This window comes from Amycolatopsis sp. MJM2582, assembly GCF_000754115.1.
Classification (GTDB): domain Bacteria; phylum Actinomycetota; class Actinomycetes; order Mycobacteriales; family Pseudonocardiaceae; genus Amycolatopsis; species Amycolatopsis japonica.
The window spans coordinates 672,633-688,009 of record NZ_JPLW01000001.1 but is presented as its reverse complement, the minus strand read 5'-3'; the positions used below and the strand labels follow the sequence as shown (position 1 = coordinate 688,009).

13 protein-coding genes are annotated in these 15,377 nt (G+C 68.3%); 8 read left to right on the top strand and 5 right to left on the bottom strand.

Annotation, left to right across the window (positions count from 1 at the left end; translation table 11 throughout):
* Positions 1-7 precede the first annotated feature (7 nt).
* Positions 8-1,315 carry a LapA family protein gene (locus tag ED92_RS03355; RefSeq protein ID WP_037332877.1) on the top strand — a complete coding sequence of 436 codons (1,308 nt, stop codon included), beginning with the start codon at positions 8-10 and terminating at the stop codon, positions 1,313-1,315.
* A gap of 69 nt (positions 1,316-1,384) precedes the next feature.
* On the opposite strand, the gene ED92_RS03350 is transcribed toward ED92_RS03355, so the two are convergent.
* From ED92_RS03350 to ED92_RS03335, 4 genes are all read right to left on the bottom strand, one after another.
* A complete protein-coding gene (locus tag ED92_RS03350) occupies positions 1,385-2,449 on the bottom strand; it encodes a 2-oxoacid:ferredoxin oxidoreductase subunit beta (RefSeq protein WP_037332875.1) in 1,065 nt (354 codons plus the stop codon).
* Positions 2,446-4,353: a 2-oxoacid:acceptor oxidoreductase subunit alpha gene (locus ED92_RS03345; protein ID WP_037332873.1), complete on the bottom strand. Its 1,908-nt coding sequence runs from the start codon at positions 4,351-4,353 to the stop codon at positions 2,446-2,448. The genes ED92_RS03350 and ED92_RS03345 overlap by 4 nt, the downstream gene beginning before the upstream one ends.
* 290 nt (positions 4,354-4,643) lie before the next feature.
* On the bottom strand, positions 4,644-5,396 hold the full coding sequence (locus tag ED92_RS03340; protein ID WP_037332870.1) for an enoyl-CoA hydratase: 753 nt from the start codon (positions 5,394-5,396) through the stop codon (positions 4,644-4,646).
* A gap of 13 nt (positions 5,397-5,409) precedes the next feature.
* A complete protein-coding gene (locus ED92_RS03335) occupies positions 5,410-5,856 on the bottom strand; it encodes an Lrp/AsnC family transcriptional regulator (protein WP_005151923.1) in 447 nt (148 codons plus the stop codon).
* 74 nt (positions 5,857-5,930) lie between these two features.
* Here ED92_RS03335 and ddaH point away from each other — a divergent pair, with 74 nt between their 5' ends.
* The 3 genes from ddaH to ED92_RS03320 all read left to right on the top strand — a co-directional run bounded on the left by ddaH (position 5,931) and on the right by ED92_RS03320 (position 8,296).
* The gene (gene ddaH / locus ED92_RS03330) at positions 5,931-6,776 is read left to right on the top strand and encodes a dimethylargininase (RefSeq protein ID WP_199754870.1); all 846 of its coding nucleotides are present in this window, start codon (positions 5,931-5,933) and stop codon (positions 6,774-6,776) included.
* Positions 6,777-6,867: 91 nt separating this feature from the next.
* Positions 6,868-7,524, top strand: a complete 657-nt coding sequence (locus ED92_RS03325; protein WP_037332868.1) for a polysaccharide deacetylase family protein — start codon at positions 6,868-6,870, stop codon at positions 7,522-7,524.
* A gap of 106 nt (positions 7,525-7,630) precedes the next feature.
* Entirely contained in the window at positions 7,631-8,296 is a 666-nt protein-coding gene (locus tag ED92_RS03320; protein ID WP_037335914.1) for a glycoside hydrolase family 75 protein, read from the top strand.
* A 36-nt stretch (positions 8,297-8,332) separates the two neighbouring features.
* Here ED92_RS03320 and ED92_RS03315 read toward each other — a convergent pair whose 3' ends face one another.
* Positions 8,333-9,361, bottom strand: a complete 1,029-nt coding sequence (locus ED92_RS03315) for a hypothetical protein (RefSeq protein WP_052120232.1) — start codon at positions 9,359-9,361, stop codon at positions 8,333-8,335.
* 352 nt (positions 9,362-9,713) lie between these two features.
* Here ED92_RS03315 and ED92_RS03310 point away from each other — a divergent pair, with 352 nt between their 5' ends.
* The 4 genes from ED92_RS03310 to ED92_RS03295 all read left to right on the top strand — a co-directional run bounded on the left by ED92_RS03310 (position 9,714) and on the right by ED92_RS03295 (position 15,366).
* On the top strand, positions 9,714-11,030 hold the full coding sequence (locus ED92_RS03310) for a nucleotide sugar dehydrogenase (RefSeq protein WP_037332866.1): 1,317 nt from the start codon (positions 9,714-9,716) through the stop codon (positions 11,028-11,030).
* A complete protein-coding gene (locus tag ED92_RS03305; protein ID WP_037332864.1) occupies positions 11,011-12,198 on the top strand; it encodes a glycosyltransferase family 4 protein in 1,188 nt (395 codons plus the stop codon). Before ED92_RS03310 ends, ED92_RS03305 begins: the two co-directional genes overlap by 20 nt.
* A gap of 112 nt (positions 12,199-12,310) precedes the next feature.
* A complete protein-coding gene (locus ED92_RS03300; RefSeq protein WP_037332861.1) occupies positions 12,311-13,627 on the top strand; it encodes an exopolysaccharide biosynthesis protein in 1,317 nt (438 codons plus the stop codon).
* Positions 13,624-15,366: a Wzz/FepE/Etk N-terminal domain-containing protein gene (locus tag ED92_RS03295; RefSeq protein ID WP_037332858.1), complete on the top strand. Its 1,743-nt coding sequence runs from the start codon at positions 13,624-13,626 to the stop codon at positions 15,364-15,366. The genes ED92_RS03300 and ED92_RS03295 overlap by 4 nt, the downstream gene beginning before the upstream one ends.
* The last annotated feature ends 11 nt before the right edge of the window (positions 15,367-15,377 follow it).

Here is a 15,377-nt window from a genome sequence, read left to right as displayed (position 1 = left end):
AGGTTAGATGTCCATTTTCGGACAGGTTTGGCTGTGGAGTCTGCTGGCGTTCGTCGTCGGCGCGCTGCTCACCTGGCTGGTGCTGGTGATCCCGGCGCGCAAGCGCATCCGTGAGCTCGAAAGCTCGCTGGCCACCGCGCACGCCGAGAAGTCCCGGCTGCCCGCCGGGGTGAGCCTCGGCGCGGGTGCCGCGGCCGTCGCCGGCGGGACCGCGTACCTCACGAAGCCGTCGCACGACGATCTGGACGAGGAGTTCGCGGCGGTCGAGGAGCCGAAGCCCGCGTACCCCGAGACGCTCACCGAGCAGGAGCCCGCGCAGCAGTGGACCGAACCCGCTGAGGAGCCTGTTCAGGACGTTGTCGAGGAGCCGGAGCACACCCCGGCCGCGACGCAGACCTTCGAGCCCGAAGAAGAGTACGAGGCCGAGTACCGCACGGCGGAGCAGACTGAGCCCGAACCCGACCCGGAGCCGGAGCCCGCGGCCGAGCGGACGCAGTACATCCCGGCGGCCTTGCCGGAGCCGGAACCCGAGCCTGCGCCCGAGCCGGAGAACCCGTACGTCGCCGCGGCGACCGATTATCTCCAGCCCGCTTCGAAGCTGGACCTCGAACCGGAGCCGGAACCCGAGCCCCAGCCGCCGTTGCCGGGCGAGGGGCCGTACCGGTCCCGTCTGGAGATGCAGCTGGACCCCGAAGGCGCCGAGACGCAGCCGGAGCCGGTGTCGCTGTTCAGCCCCGCGTCGCGCGTGGAGACGGAGCAGGCACCCGTCGAGACCAACTGGTTCGAGCGGGAAGAGGAGCTCCACGATCCGCCCGCGTACGCCTTCGGGTCGGATGAAGAAGCGAAGGCCGGGCACCTCGAATCGGAACCCGAGACGCCCGCCGAAGCCACGCAGGTGCTGCCCAAACGCACGCCGCGGGGCGCGGTCCGCGGCGGTTTCGAGCCGCCTCAGCCGATCCAGCCGTCGATGCGCGCGATCGAACGCCGTGAGCCGGAGCTGTCCGGTGGGCAGAGCGGTTCGCTGTTCGAGCCCGCCGTCCAGCCGGGCGACGCGATGCCGGCGCCGGAGCCCCCGCCCGCGCGGCAGGTCTCCGCTCCGGTGGCCGAGTCCGTTCCGCCTGGCCCGTTCGGTCCCGGTTCGGCGATGCCGCGGCCGGGTGGTGGCCGTCCGGCCGACGACTTCGCGGTCAAGGCGAGCGTGACGGCTCTGCGGTACTGCACCGAGGACTCGCAGCAGTTTCCGAAGATGGTCGCGGAGGTCTGGTTCCGGACCGCCGCCGACGCGGAGCGAGTGGGCTTCCGGCCCCTCACCTGAGTGCTATGAACGGGCCGTTCCTTGCAAAATTTGCAAGGAACGGCCCGTTCATAGCGTTCGAGGGAAGACCTACACGACGGTCCAGGTGTCCTTGCCGCGCAGCAGACCCTGCAGATCCGGCTTGCGGGCGGCCTGCGCCTCCGCGACCTGGGCACGCGCCTGGTCGTCGTAGGTGGGCCGCTCGACCTGCCGCAGGATGCCGGTCGGCACGTGGTTCAGGTTCTGGTCACCGATCCGCGAAAGCGCGAACGCGTACGCCGTGTCCTCGATCGTGGGGTCGTGCACGACGAGGTTCTCCTCGCCGATGTTCGCGACCTTCCCGACCTCCAGCCCGGCCCAGTTGCCGCGCGTGACGCCGTATTCGCCCTGCGGGCCGAACTTGATCGGCTCGCCCGCCTTCAGCGGGATGAGCCGGGTGGCGGCCTCGTCCTTGTCCTTGAGGACGTCGAAGGCGCCGTCGTTGAAGATCGGGCAGTTCTGGTAGATCTCCACCAGCGCCGATCCGCGGTGTTTCGCGGCGGCTTCCAGCACCTCGGTCAGGCCCTTGCGGTCCGAGTCGAGTGCGCGGCCCACGAACGACGCCTCGGCGCCGATCGCCAGCGAAAGCGGGTTGAACGGGGTGTCGACCGAGCCCATCGGGGTGGACTTCGTGACCATGCCCGGCCCGGACGTCGGCGAGTACTGGCCCTTGGTGAGGCCGTAGATCCGGTTGTTGAACAGCAGGATCTTGATGTTCACGTTGCGCCGCAACGCGTGGATCAGGTGGTTGCCGCCGATGGACAGCGCGTCGCCGTCACCGGTGACGACCCACACCGACAGATCGGGCCGCGCGGTCGCGAGCCCGGTCGCGATCGACGGCGCGCGGCCGTGGATCGAGTGCATGCCGTAGGTGTTCAGGTAGTACGGGAACCGGGACGAGCACCCGATGCCCGAGATGAACACGATGTTCTCGCGCTTGAGGCCGAGCGTCGGCAGGAACGACTGCACGGCGTTGAGCACGACGTAGTCACCGCAGCCGGGGCACCAGCGGACCTCCTGGTCCGACTTGTAGTCCTTGGCCTTCTGCGGTTCGGTCTCGGTCGGCACAAGGTCCAAGCCGCCGAGGGTGGGGATCCCCAGGTCGATCGCGGTCACTTCGCCCCCTCCGTACTGGTGATGATCTCCGTGAAGACGCCTTGCAGCTCTTCGGCCTTGAAGGGCAGCCCGGCGACCTTCGTGTACGACTTCACGTCGACGAGATACTTGGCCCTCAAGAGCATCGAAAGCTGGCCGAGGTTCATTTCCGGGACGACGACGGTGTCGTACGAACGGAGTACGTCGCCGAGGTTGCCGGGGAACGGGTTGAGATGGCGCAGATGCGCCTGCGCGATCGGCATGCCGTCCTTGCGGACGCGGCGGCACGCGGCGCCGATCGGTCCGTAGGACGAGCCCCAGCCGAGCGCCAGCACTCGTGCCTTGCCGCCGCTCGGATCGTCGACGACGAGGTCGGGGACGTCGATGCCGTCGATCTTCGCCTGGCGCAGCCGGACCATCTTGTCGTGGTTGTCCGGGTCGTAGGAGATGTGGCCGGTCTTGTCGGCCTTCTCCAGCCCGCCGATGCGATGCTGCAGCCCGGCGGTGCCCGGCAGCGCCCACTCGCGGGCGAGGGTCTCGGGGTCGCGTACATACGGCCAGAATTCCCCGGAACCGTCCTCGGCATTCGGCTCGGTGGCGAATTCCACGCGCAGATCCGGCAGCTCCTCGACGTTCGGGATCAGCCACGGCTCGGAGCCGTTCGCGATCGCGCCGTCCGACAGCAGGAACACCGGCGTGCGGTACTTGAGCGCGATCCGGGTGGCCTCCAGCGCCGCGTCGAAGCAGTCCGCGGGGGACAGCGGCGCGACGATCGGCACCGGCGATTCGCCGTTGCGGCCGAACATCGCCTGCAGCAGATCGGCCTGCTCGGTCTTGGTCGGCAGACCGGTCGACGGGCCGCCGCGCTGGACGTCGACGACGACCAGCGGCAGTTCGGTCATCACCGCGAGCCCGATGGCCTCGGATTTCAGCGCGACACCGGGACCGGACGTCGAGGTGACGCCCAGCGCGCCGCCGTAGGAGGCGCCGAGCGCCGCGCCGATACCGGCGATCTCGTCCTCGGCCTGGAAGGTGAGGATTCCGTAGTTCTTGTGCTTGGACAGCTCGTGGAGGATGTCCGAGGCCGGGGTGATCGGGTACGTGCCCAGCAGGATCTGCAGGCCCGACTGCTGCCCGGCGGCGACCAGCCCGTACGCCAGCGCGGTGTTCCCGGTGATCTGGCGGTACGTGCCCTGGTTCAGCTTCGCGGGCGCGACCTCGTACGTCGTGGCGAACGACTCCGTCGTCTCCCCGTAGTTCCAGCCGGCGCGGAAGGCCAGGATGTTGGCCTCGGCGATGTCTGCCTTCTTGGCGAACTTCTCGCGCAGGAACCGTTCCGTGCCTTCGGTCGGCCGGTGGTACATCCAGGAGAGCAGCCCGAGCGCGAACATGTTCTTCGCGCGTTCGGCGTCCTTTTTGGACAGTCCGGTCTCTTCGAGCGCGCCCCTGGTCAACGTCGACATGGCGACCCGGTGGACTTGATAGGCCGAAAGGGTGTCGTCGTCGAGGGGGTCGTTCTCGAAGCCGACCTTGACCAGGTTCCGCTTGGAGAACTCGTCGGTGTTGAGGATGATCGTCCCGCCCGCCGGGACGTCGGCGAGGTTCGCCTTCAGGGCGGCGGGGTTCATCGCGACGAGGACGTCCGGCCGGTCGCCCGGGGTCAGGATGTCGTAGTCGGCGAAGTGCACCTGGAAGCTCGAGACGCCCGGGATGGTGCCCTGTGGCGCGCGGATCTCGGCGGGGAAGTTCGGCATGGTCGACAGGTCGTTGCCGAAAGCGGCCGCTTCCGAGGTGAACCTGTCGCCCGTCAGCTGCATGCCGTCACCGGAGTCGCCGGCGAACCGGATGACCACCCGGTCCAGCTTGGCGACCTCGGTGGGCCTGACGGCCGACAAGGAGCCGTTGCCGTTCGCACTCGTGCTCATAGGTCAGGGATTCCCTCTCTCCCGACGTGCGTCGTCCCCGGCCGTGCCGGAGATCGGCGTGCCTCGCCCGGCGATGTCGGACAGGTCACAGGTGCCATGTCCCGAGGCTAGTCCTCGGCACACTTCCCAGGTTGCCGTAAAAACGGGCCGGACCTACTTCTCGAGTGTCCTGAGCTCGTCGCTGAGCGGGGATTATCCGGTTTATCTGTTACTGATGGTAACGGTCAGCGATGCGGCCCGATTGTGAGCCGTATCTCCTTCCAGCGTAGTGAAGTCCGGTCGAGGACCAATCAGCAGTTGGACAGTGAAGCCCGCAACCTGGCCAGCCGTTCGGTGAACGCGGGTGCGGTGAGTGACGCCACCTGGGGCTCGATCTCGGCGTCGACGGCGGCTGAATGGTCGGTCAGCGCGGCGGTGTGCCGCAGCGTGCGCTTCGTCGCCAGAAGGACGTCTCGCGGAGCGCCGACAGCGGGTTTCGCCAGTTCACGGGCGGCCTCGACCAGATCTCCTTCGACGAGTCGGAGCGCGAGCCCGCATTCGACAGCGGCTTCGGCGCCGACGACCTCACCGAAGAGAGTCATCGCCGCGGCTTTCTGCGGGCCGACGAGCCGCTGGATCATCCACGTCATCCCGCCGCCGGGATGGATGCCGAGATCGAGAAATCTGGCCACGAACTTCGCCTTCGGTCCCACGATGCGGACGTCCGCGGCGAGCGCGAGGTTCAGCCCGGCGCCCACGGCTGCCCCGCCGACCGCGGCGATCGTCGGCAGGGAACACCGCGCCACCGAGAGAAAACCGTCATAGATCGCGCGGAGTCCGTCCTCCCGGGCGCCGGCGAGCGTGTCCAGGTCGGCGCCCGCGCAGAACGCCGGTGGCGCGCCCGTGACGACCAAGGCGTGGACGCTCTCGTCGGCTTCGGCGCGCGAGACGGCCTCGGCCAGCTGCGCGGACAGGTCGAGGGTCAGGGCGTTGCGGGTCGCGGGCGCGTCGATGGTGAGCACGGCGACGCCGCCGTCATGGCTGGAGCGGATCTGATCGGTCACGCGGTCGAGGGTGTCACGCTTCGGGCGTCGGCGGGCGCTCCAGTAGTCGGGACAGGACGACGGTGGACACCGTGCGGTCGACGATCTCCAGTCCGCGCAGCCGTTCCAGCGCGGTCTCGAGGTGGTGGATGTCCGAAGCGCGCAGATGGACGATCGCGTCGGCCGCGCCGGACACCGTGTAGGCCGCGACGACCTCGGGCAACGGTTCCAGCCGGGCCCGGATCCGGGCGGGGGTGATGTTGCCGTTGCAGGTCATCTCGACGAAGGCCTCGGTGCCCCAGCCCAGCGCCTCGGGGTCCACGACCGCGGTGAAGCCGCGCAGGACCCCGGTTTCGAGCAGTCTGTCGACCCGTCGTTTCACCGCGGGCGCGGACAGGCCGACGACTTTGCCGATGTCGGCGTAGCTGGACCTCGCATTGGCCATCAGGCATGAAACGATTCGCTGGTCGATGGTGTTCACACGCAATGTTTAGCAGGTATATGCGCAGCGAACAGCGATTGATTGCGGAATTAGGTCAGCCTTACCCTTCGGGTATGCCGGAACTGGAGCAGCAGCCCCGTGTACCCACGACGCGCCGCTACCTCATGTGCCCGCCGCGGTACTTCGCGGTGGATTACGTCATCAACCCGTGGATGGACCCGTCGGTCCCGGTCAGCGTCGACGCCGCGATGGCGCAGTGGACCGAACTCCGCGACACCTACCGACGCCTCGGCCACACCGTCGAGGAGATCGACGCCCAGCCCGGTCTGCCCGACATGGTGTTCGCCGCGAACTCCGGCACCGTCGTCGACGGGCGGGTCCTCGGCTCGCGGTTCCGCGCCCCGCAGCGCACCGCCGAGGCCGAGCACTTCCGCCGCTGGTTCGTCGAGCACGGCTACCGCGACATCACCATGCCCGAGAAGATCAACGAGGCCGAAGGCGACTTCGCCTGGACGGGCAAGATCCTGCTCGCCGGCACCGGCTTCCGCACCGACCCGGCCGCGCACGCCGAAGCGCAGGAGGTCCTCGGCGTCCCGGTCGTCTCGCTGCGGCTGATCGACCCGAGCTACTACCACCTCGACACCGCGCTGTTCGTGCTGGCCGAGGCGACCGACACGACGTCCGCCCAGATCGCCTACTACCCGGAGGCCTTCTCGGCGGGGTCGCGGAAGGTGCTGGAGCGGATGTTCCCCGACGCGGTAATCGCGGACCGCGCCGACGCTGAGTGTTTCGGCCTGAACGGGGTGTCCGACGGCCGCAACGTCGTCCTGCCGGTCGAGGCGACCGGATTGGCGGCGCGGCTGACCGAACGCGGCTACGAGGTCGTCTTCCTGGACATTTCCGAGCTGCGGAAGGCCGGCGGCGGCCCGAAGTGCTGCACCCTGGAGATCCGCAAGTAATCCATTAGTGGACACCTTGCGGGATCGTGTAACTACTCCATTCGCCAACGCGATTAATCGGGAAACACACTCGGTCCCGAATGAGGCGCGGATGGTGATCCTGGCGATTGGCGGCGTGGGCAAACCCGTGCGCGCGCTGGATCCAGGCGAAGACGAAACATGGGTGACCGTCGAGCAGTTCGAGCGGGTGCTCGACTCGGTGGCCGGACGCGAAGACGTCGGGCTGACCTTCGACGACGGCAACGTCTCGGACGTCGAGATCGCGCTCCCCAGACTGGTGGAGCGCGATCTCACGGCCGAGTTCTTCCCGCTGGCCGGCCGGATCGGGCAGCGGGGTTTCGTCGACGCTGACGGTCTTCGCGAACTGGTCGAGGCGGGGATGTCGATCGGTTCGCATGGCTGGGAGCACCGCGACTGGCGGCGCCTCGACGGCAGGCACGCCCGGCGCGAACTCGAAATCGCGCCGAAACTGCTTGAGGACCTGAGTGGCGAACCCGTACGCGCGTACGCGCCGCCGTTCGGCGCCTACGACCGGCGGGTGCTCAGCAGGCTCCGGCGTTCCGGCGCGACGCGGGTCTACACGCACGAAGGCGGGGCCGTGTCGCGCGACAGCTGGCTGCGGCCGCGCACGGAGGTCCGGCACGACATCGATCAGGACTGGATCGACGGCGTGCTCGGTAACCGGGAAGGCCTGTACCGCCGAGCGGGACGGGTCATGTCGCGGGTCGCCAGGCTTGCCCGCTTTTGACCGGTTTTCTTTGTGCAGTGGGAAAATAACCCTTGAGCTGAAACTTCGGCGAAGGCATTCTGAGGACCCTCGATAAAGAAGCTTTATTAACTAAGGGGTGCTCGGTATGCGGAAACTGCTCCTGTTCTCGGCGATGGTGGTGGCCGCCGGACTGGCCCCCGCGGCGACGGCCGCGGCCGCCCCTTCGATCCAGGCCGGGCCGACCGCGCAGCAGCTGCTGGCGAAGACCACCAGCTGCAAGCAGGTCTCGAACGGCAAGTACAAGACCGACGAGGAGACCGGCCGGACCATCGCGGTCTGCGACGCGGGGAGCGCCGTGTTCTGGAAGGCCGACATGGACGTCGACTGCGACGGGCAGCCGACCGCGCGGTGCAACAAGAACACCGACCCGTGGTTCCAGGACGGCACCGCGTACCCGCGCTCCGACGGCAAGGCGCTGGTCGCCGACGAGACGCCCTACATCGTCGTGCCGAGCATCAGCAGCACGTGGAACTTCGAGAAGGCCGGCCTCAAGGGCGCCGGATCGTGCGCGGTGATCTACAACAACAAGGTGCTCTACACCGTCATCGGTGACACCGGCCCGAAGGACATCATCGGCGAAGCGTCCTACGCGACCGCGAAGGCGCTGGGCATCAACCCGGACCCGAAGAACGGCGGCGTCGACTCGGGCGTCACGTACATCTGCTTCAAGAACTCGAAGGTCTCGCCCATCGAGAACCACGGGAAGGCGACTTCCGTCGGGGAGGGGCTTGCTGCGAAGTGGGTCGGGTAAAGACGTCGTGAGTGGTAAGTGACGTTCTAACGTCACTTACCACTCACGACCACCCGGACCGTTCTGCCGCTCGCCGCACCGCGAACAAGTCGTCGTCCGCGCCCCTGCCGGGTCCCAACCTTCGCGAACCAGAATGGTGCGGACCTCGGCGGCCACCTCGCACGGCGAGTCCTGGACGTCTTGCCAGCCGTAGACGAGTCTTGCCCGTCCCGCCAGTTCGGCCGCGTTGTCCCGTCGGCGATCCCGGAAAGCGATGCCTGCCATCGCATGGGTCGCCCGACCGTCGAGCCGGACCGTCATCGCGGCGCCGTGATCGTCATAGGTGACGTCCTCCCAGAGCGTTTTGCCGTCCACCTCGATCGGCGTTTGTCGGTTTCCACGCGGTAATCCGTGCTCGTCCTCGACCTTTTCCAGGTAGGCCACTTCGAGAGCCGACATCAATCCCCCGCCGACGAGGGCGAGGCCGTATCGAATGGCGGGCCGATAGCGGAACGGCGGCCGGACCAGCACGCACGCCTCCATGGCGGCCACGGACGTCCTGGTCCGGCCGAGCAAGTCGACGATGGTGTTCGTCGCCTGGTGCGGGGTCCGCTGGGCGGCGGCCAGATCGAGGATCGTGTCCGTCACCTTGCTTCGTGGGGGATGCGTTCCCGCGGCGATGTGCGGCAGCGCGCGAGACCTGTGCACGATGACGAAGGGAGTCTGCGAGATCGCGGAGAAGGTGTACGGAACCGTGATTTCGACAGGCTCTTCGATGACCGGGAGGATTTTCCATTCTTCGGCGGCCGTTCGATGGCTCAAAATCGCGTACCCGCCTCCGTAGAGCAGCGCGGCTTGGATCTTGGCCGAGCGTGACAAGTCGCCGGTGAACGTCGAGTAAACCCGTGGGAGAACCCGCTGCCAGCGTCCGGCCGCGAGATTCGCCCTGATGTCCGACATGGTTTGACCGTAGGCGCGCAATTGCCCCCTCGAGACGATTCCCTGTTGCTCCGCCAGGAGGATCGGCCAGCTCGGGCGTTGTCCGGCCGGGACGGAGTCTTCCGACCAGCGTCTGTTGATGGGCACCCTCTGACGATGGCCGGTGGAGGGTCGTTGCGGGTGGCTCGAAGCGGATCTGTGGACAAGCAGCGGGGAGAGGGCGCTGGCTGTGGATAACTGGGTCCGGTTGGTCGTGAGTGGTAAGTGACGTTCTAACGTCACTTACCACTCACGACCACCGGGACCGATGCCTCACCGCCGCCTGAATCACTCACGAGATCGTTACGCGCGCCCTGTAGCGTTTCGCGCCTCTCGGACGATGAGTGATTCCCTTGCCGCACAGGCATTCCGCCAAAAGCAGGCGAACGACGGACACCGGTAACGAACCCGGTCCCACCGCCGACCAACGGGCAGCGGAACGCGGCTGGAGGAATTCGTCATGAAGATCAGTGTCTTCGGGCTCGGTTACGTCGGTTGCGTGTCGGCGGCGTGCCTGGCCGGACGCGGGCACGAGGTCGTCGGGGTCGACGTGAACCCGGTGAAGATCGAACTCGTCTCCAGCGGCAAGGCGCCGGTGGTCGAGGAGCGGATCGGGGAACTGACCGCGCAGGTGGTCGCCGAGGGGAAGCTGAGAGCGACCACCGACGTCAGACAGGCGATCGCGGACAGCGAAGTCTCCCTGATCTGTGTCGGTACCCCGTCCGCGCCGAACGGCAGCCTGTCGACGGCGTTCCTGGAGCGCGTCGCCGAGGAAATCGGCGAAGCGCTCCGAAACAAGACCGAGCGCCACACGGTCGTCTTCCGCAGCACCATGCTCCCCGGCACCTGCCTTGATCTGCTCGTCCCCATCCTCGAGAAGTCGTCCGGCCGCACCGCCGGCGTGGACTTCGGGGTCGCGGTGAACCCCGAGTTCCTGCGCGAGGGGAGCAGCGTCAAGGACTTCTTCGATCCGCCCAAAACCGTCATCGGCGAGCTCGACCCGGCCAGCGGCGACGTCGTCGCGGCCCTGTACGAAGGACTGCCCGGCGAGGTCTTCCGCGTCGCGATCCCGGTCGCCGAGATGACGAAGTACGCCGACAACTCCTTCCACGGGCTCAAGATCGGCTTCGCGAACGAGCTCGGCGCCATCTGCCGCGCGCTGGGGCTCGACTCGCATCAGGTGATCGACGTCTTCCTCGCCGACCGCAAGCTCAACATCAGCCCCGCCTACCTCCGCCCCGGGTTCGCCTTCGGCGGCTCGTGCCTCCCCAAGGATCTGCGCGGCCTGGTCTACGCCGCGCACCGCGCGGACGTCGCCGTCCCGATCCTCTCGCACGTGCTGCCCTCCAACGACGAACACCTCCAGCGCGCCTTCGATCTGGTCGCGCGCACCGGGAAACGCAAGATCGGCCTGTTCGGCCTGTCGTTCAAACCCGGCACCGACGACCTCCGCGAGAGCCCGCTCGTCGAGCTCGCGGAGCGGCTGCTCGGCAAGGGTTACGACCTCCGCATCTACGACGCCAACGTCAGCCTTTCGCGGCTGATGGGCGCGAACCGCGAGTACATCGAGGGCAGGCTGCCGCATCTCGGCCAGCTGCTGGCCGGCTCCATCGACGAGGTCGTCGACCACGCCGAGGTCTGCCTCATCGGCTCCTCCGACCCGGAGGTCCTCGCGGCGCTCCCGGCCGGTGGCGGCCACACCATCATCGATCTCGTCCGCGTACCCGACGCCGCCGAGCGCCGGGCTGAAGAGGGATATGTCGGTCTTGCCTGGTAAAGCTCTCATCCTCGTCGAGAACCTTTCCGTCCCCTTCGATCGCCGTGTCTGGCAGGAGTGCCAGACCCTTCGCGACGCCGGCTGGGAAGTCCACGTCATCTGTCCACAAGGGACGAAACGGGACACCGAAGCCGAGGTCACCATCGACGGCGTCCACATCCTGCGGTACCCGCTGAAGGCCGCCACCGGTGGTCCGGCCGGATACGTCCAGGAGTACGGATCCGCGCTGTGGCACACGCTCCGGCTCGCCCGCAAGGTCGGCCGGGTCGACGTGGTGCACGCCTGCAACCCGCCGGACCTGCTGTTCCTGGTCGCGCTGTACCTCAAGCGCCAAGGCGCGAAGTTCATCTTCGACCAGCACGACCTCTGTCCCGAGCTGTACCTCTCGCGTTTCGACCGCGGCGAGGACTTCCTGTACCGCGCGGTGTGCGCGCTGGAACGCCGCACCTACAAGACGGCCGACGTCGTCATCGCGACCAACGAGAGCTACAAGGACGTCGCCGTGAAACGCGGCGGCAAGTCGCCGGACGACGTCTTCGTCGTACGTAGCGCGCCCGTGGTCGAGCGGTTCCACATGGTGCCCGCCGAGCCCGAACTCAAGAAGGGCAAGCCGCATCTGCTGGCGTACCTCGGCGTGATGGGCCCGCAGGACGGCGTCGACTACGCGTTGCGCGCGCTCGCTTCGCTGCGTGACGAGGTCGGTCGCACCGACTGGCACGCCGTGTTCATCGGTTCCGGTGACGCCTTCGACGCCATGGTGGCGTTGTCCAAGGAACTGAAGCTCGACGATCAGGTCGAGTTCACCGGCCGGATCTCCGACGAGGACCTGCTGCGCTACCTGTCCTCGGCCGACGTCTGCCTTTCGCCGGATCCGCTGAACCCGCTCAACGACGTGTCGACCATGAACAAGATCATGGAGTACATGGCGATGAGCCGTCCGATCGTCTCCTTCGAACTGCGGGAGGCCCGCGTTTCGGCCGGGGAAGCCGCGCTGTACGCGCCGGCGAACGACGAGCCGGAGTTCGCGAAACTGATCGCGCATCTGCTCGATTCGCCGGAGCAGCGGGCGGAGATGGGTGAGCTGGGGCGGGCACGGGTCGCCGGTCCGCTCTCGTGGGAGAACTCCCAGAAAGCCCTGCTCGCGGCCTATGCGGCCGCGGTCCGCTGATCGACTTCCCGATCGCGTTTTGAACAAGACTCGGGCAAACCTGTAACCAACATCGCGGTCGCTCCGACGGGATTCATGCCACACCCACACGCACCGGACGGAGATCCCGGCTTTGACTGACGACACGGTGCGCCTGTCCACGATCGGGCAGGTCCTGCGCGGGAGGTGGCGGACCCTGGTGGTCCTCGCCCTCCTCGGCGCACTGGTCGGCGCGGGATCGTCGATGATCCTTTCCCCCGGATACCGGACCACCTCCAACGTCCTGCTCCAGGGCCCGCGCGAGGCGAGCGAACTGCTCACCCAGGCCGAGGTCGCGACCAGTTCGGTCGTACTCGACCGGGCCGCCGCCGTCCTCGGCCGCGGCAGCGGCGCCGATCTGCGCGACCGCGTGACCACCACGGTCGCGCAGGGCAACGTCATCACCATCGCCGCGACGGACGACTCCGCCGAGCACGCGCAGCAGGTCGCGGACCAGGTCGCCCAGGAATTCGTGAAGTACTCGACGCAGGTCCTCGCCAGCACCGGGGACGCCGCGGTCAAGGTGGCGCAGGAACGCCGCGAGACCTTGCGCCAGCAGGTCGCGCAGGCGAACCAGCGGATCTCCGAGCTGACGGAGAAGGTCTCCGACGGGACGACGTCGGTGGAGACCGTCCAGTTGCGCACCGAGCTGGCCGCGTTGCGTTCGTCGATCGAGCAGGCGATGTCCACGCTCAACGCCACCGACACCACGAGCGGCGGTCTCGGCAGCATGGTCGTGATGGGCGCGGCCGAACGGCCGACTTCGGCGGCGGCGCCGACGTTGCCGCAGCTCGCGCTCGGCGGCGCGCTCCTGTTCTTCGTGTTCGGCCTGCTCGGTCACCTCTTCGCCGCCCGCACCGACCGGCGGCTGCGGGACGAGGAGGAGGTCGGCGCGGCGCTCGGCGGCCCCGTATTGGCCACTGTGGACGTCGCCGAGGAGGCGGTTCCCGAAGCCGGGCGGAGCCTGCGGGCGAAACTGCTCGGCGACGACCGGCCGTGGAACATCCGGCGCGTGGACGTCACCCCCGAGGAGATCGACGGCGAGGTCCACTTCCGCCGTCTCGTCGCCCGGTTGCCCCAGCGCCGGTTGCTGGTGCTGGTAGCGGGCGGCGACCACGCCGCGCGGACCGCGGCCGACCGGATCGCCGCGCTCTCCGACCGCTGGTTCACCGTGGTCGAAGTGGCTCCCGGACGGCCGGTGGTGGAGGACACCTCCGCCGAAGGCGTCCTGGTCGTGCTCGGTGTCGGCACCCGCACCGCGTGGGAACTGGTCGGTTTCGCCGAGGCGTGCGCCGACGCGGGTTTGGCCGTGGTGGGGGCGGCTCTGGTCCGCCCCGTCCGGCCCACCCGGGCCTCGAAGGCCGAGAAGAAGGCCGAAACAGATCGAGAAGCACTGGCAGGTACCCCGTGACGACCGCCGAAAAAGAGAAATCCGAGCCGCTCATCGATCTCCAGCGGCTCGTGGTCTCGGTCCGGCGACGTCGTCGCCTGTGGCTGGCCACCGCGCTGTTCGGGCTGATCGCGGGCGCGCTCGTGGCGTTGCTCCTGCCGTCCCCGCCGACGGCGGTGGCGAAGATCCTCGTCATCCATGCCGACGATTCGCCCAGTGACAGCGGCACGCTGATGGAAACCGACGTCGCCGTGCTGCAGACGACGAAGATCGCGGGCGAAGCGCTCAAGAAACTGAACAGCACCCAGCCCGCGGAAGAGTTCCTCAAGGACTACACCGGGCTCGGCGTCACGAACAACGTCCTCCAGGTGACGGTCAAGGGCAAGGACAACGCCGACGCGGTCGCCCGCGCGCAGGCGTTGTCGGACGCGTTCATCACCGAGTACGTCGCGCGCAACCAGGCGGCCGCCGCCGCCGAGCAGAAGGCCCTGATCGATCAGCGCAACCAGGCGCAGACGGAACTCGCCACCGTCCAGAACGACATAGTCACCGAAGAGGCGAAGAGGAATCCCAATCCGGCCCAGCTGGAGCGGATGTACTCCCGCCGCGCGGAGCTGACCTCCAAGATCTCCGACTACGACGGCCGCGCGCAGGAAGCGGGGATCGGCACGCCGAAGGTGGGCGCGGGGACGCAGATCGTGGACGCGCCGAGGATCGTGCCGAAGTCGTTCCTCAAGTCCACCGGTGCCGCCGCCGGGATCGGTGCGGTACTCGGCCTGCTGCTGGGGCTCGTGCTGGCCGCCATCAGCAGTGTGGTGAAGGACCGGCCGGTGCTGCGGCGCGAACTTTCGTGGCATCTCGGCGCTTCGGTGCTCGCCCAGCTGCCGAAACCGCGGCGCTGGTGGCGGAAGTCCCGTGCGGTGGCGGAACGCGAGCGGGTCGCGGCGACGTTGCTCCGCACGATCGGCGAGCACGGGACGGTGTCGCTGCTCGACCTCGGCGCCCGCGCCACGACGGCCGCGTTGGCCGTCGACATCGCCAACGGGCTCGCGGAGAAGGGGCCGGTCACGCTCGTCGACGAGCTGCCGAAGGCGGATCTGCGCGCTCTCGCCGGCGAAGGCAAGGTCCGCGTGCTGGGCCGCGATGAGCCGAAGGCGCCCGGTGAGTGCCGTGTCGGTGTCGGGTCGATCGAGCCGGGGACGGCCTGGACGGACCTCGAACACCTGGGTGCGGAAACGATCCTCGTCGTGCGCGCCGGGCGGGCGAACACGGAGTGGCTGCACACCGTCGCGCGTCAGCTGGCCGAACGGCGGATCCCGATCATCGGGATCGTCGTGGTGGACCCGGATCCGCGTGACCACACCGACGGAACCCTGTGGGACGGCCTGCACACGGCGTTGCGCGGCCGGGGCGCGGAGACGCGGGCGGCTCTGGCCGGACCGGAGCCGGTCGAGTCACCGGAACCGGTGAAGGCACCCGAGCCGCCGCCCGTCCGCCGCCCCCGGCCGAGGTTCGACCGTGCCCCGCAGTCGAAACCGGTCGAGATGTTCCCGGACGACGAGCCCACCGTGCGGCGGCTCGCGGTGGCGCCGCCCGAGCCCGCGAAGCCGGTCGACCGCGTACTCGAACCGGCGAAGGACAAGAAGCCCGTCCGTCGCCGTCCGCCGACGCCGTACAAGCGGCCGGAAGAGCTCGACAACGCCGATCAGCCGACCAAACGATTCTCGCCTGTGTCACCGGATAATGCCGAAGCCTTGTAGGGGGAGTAAAA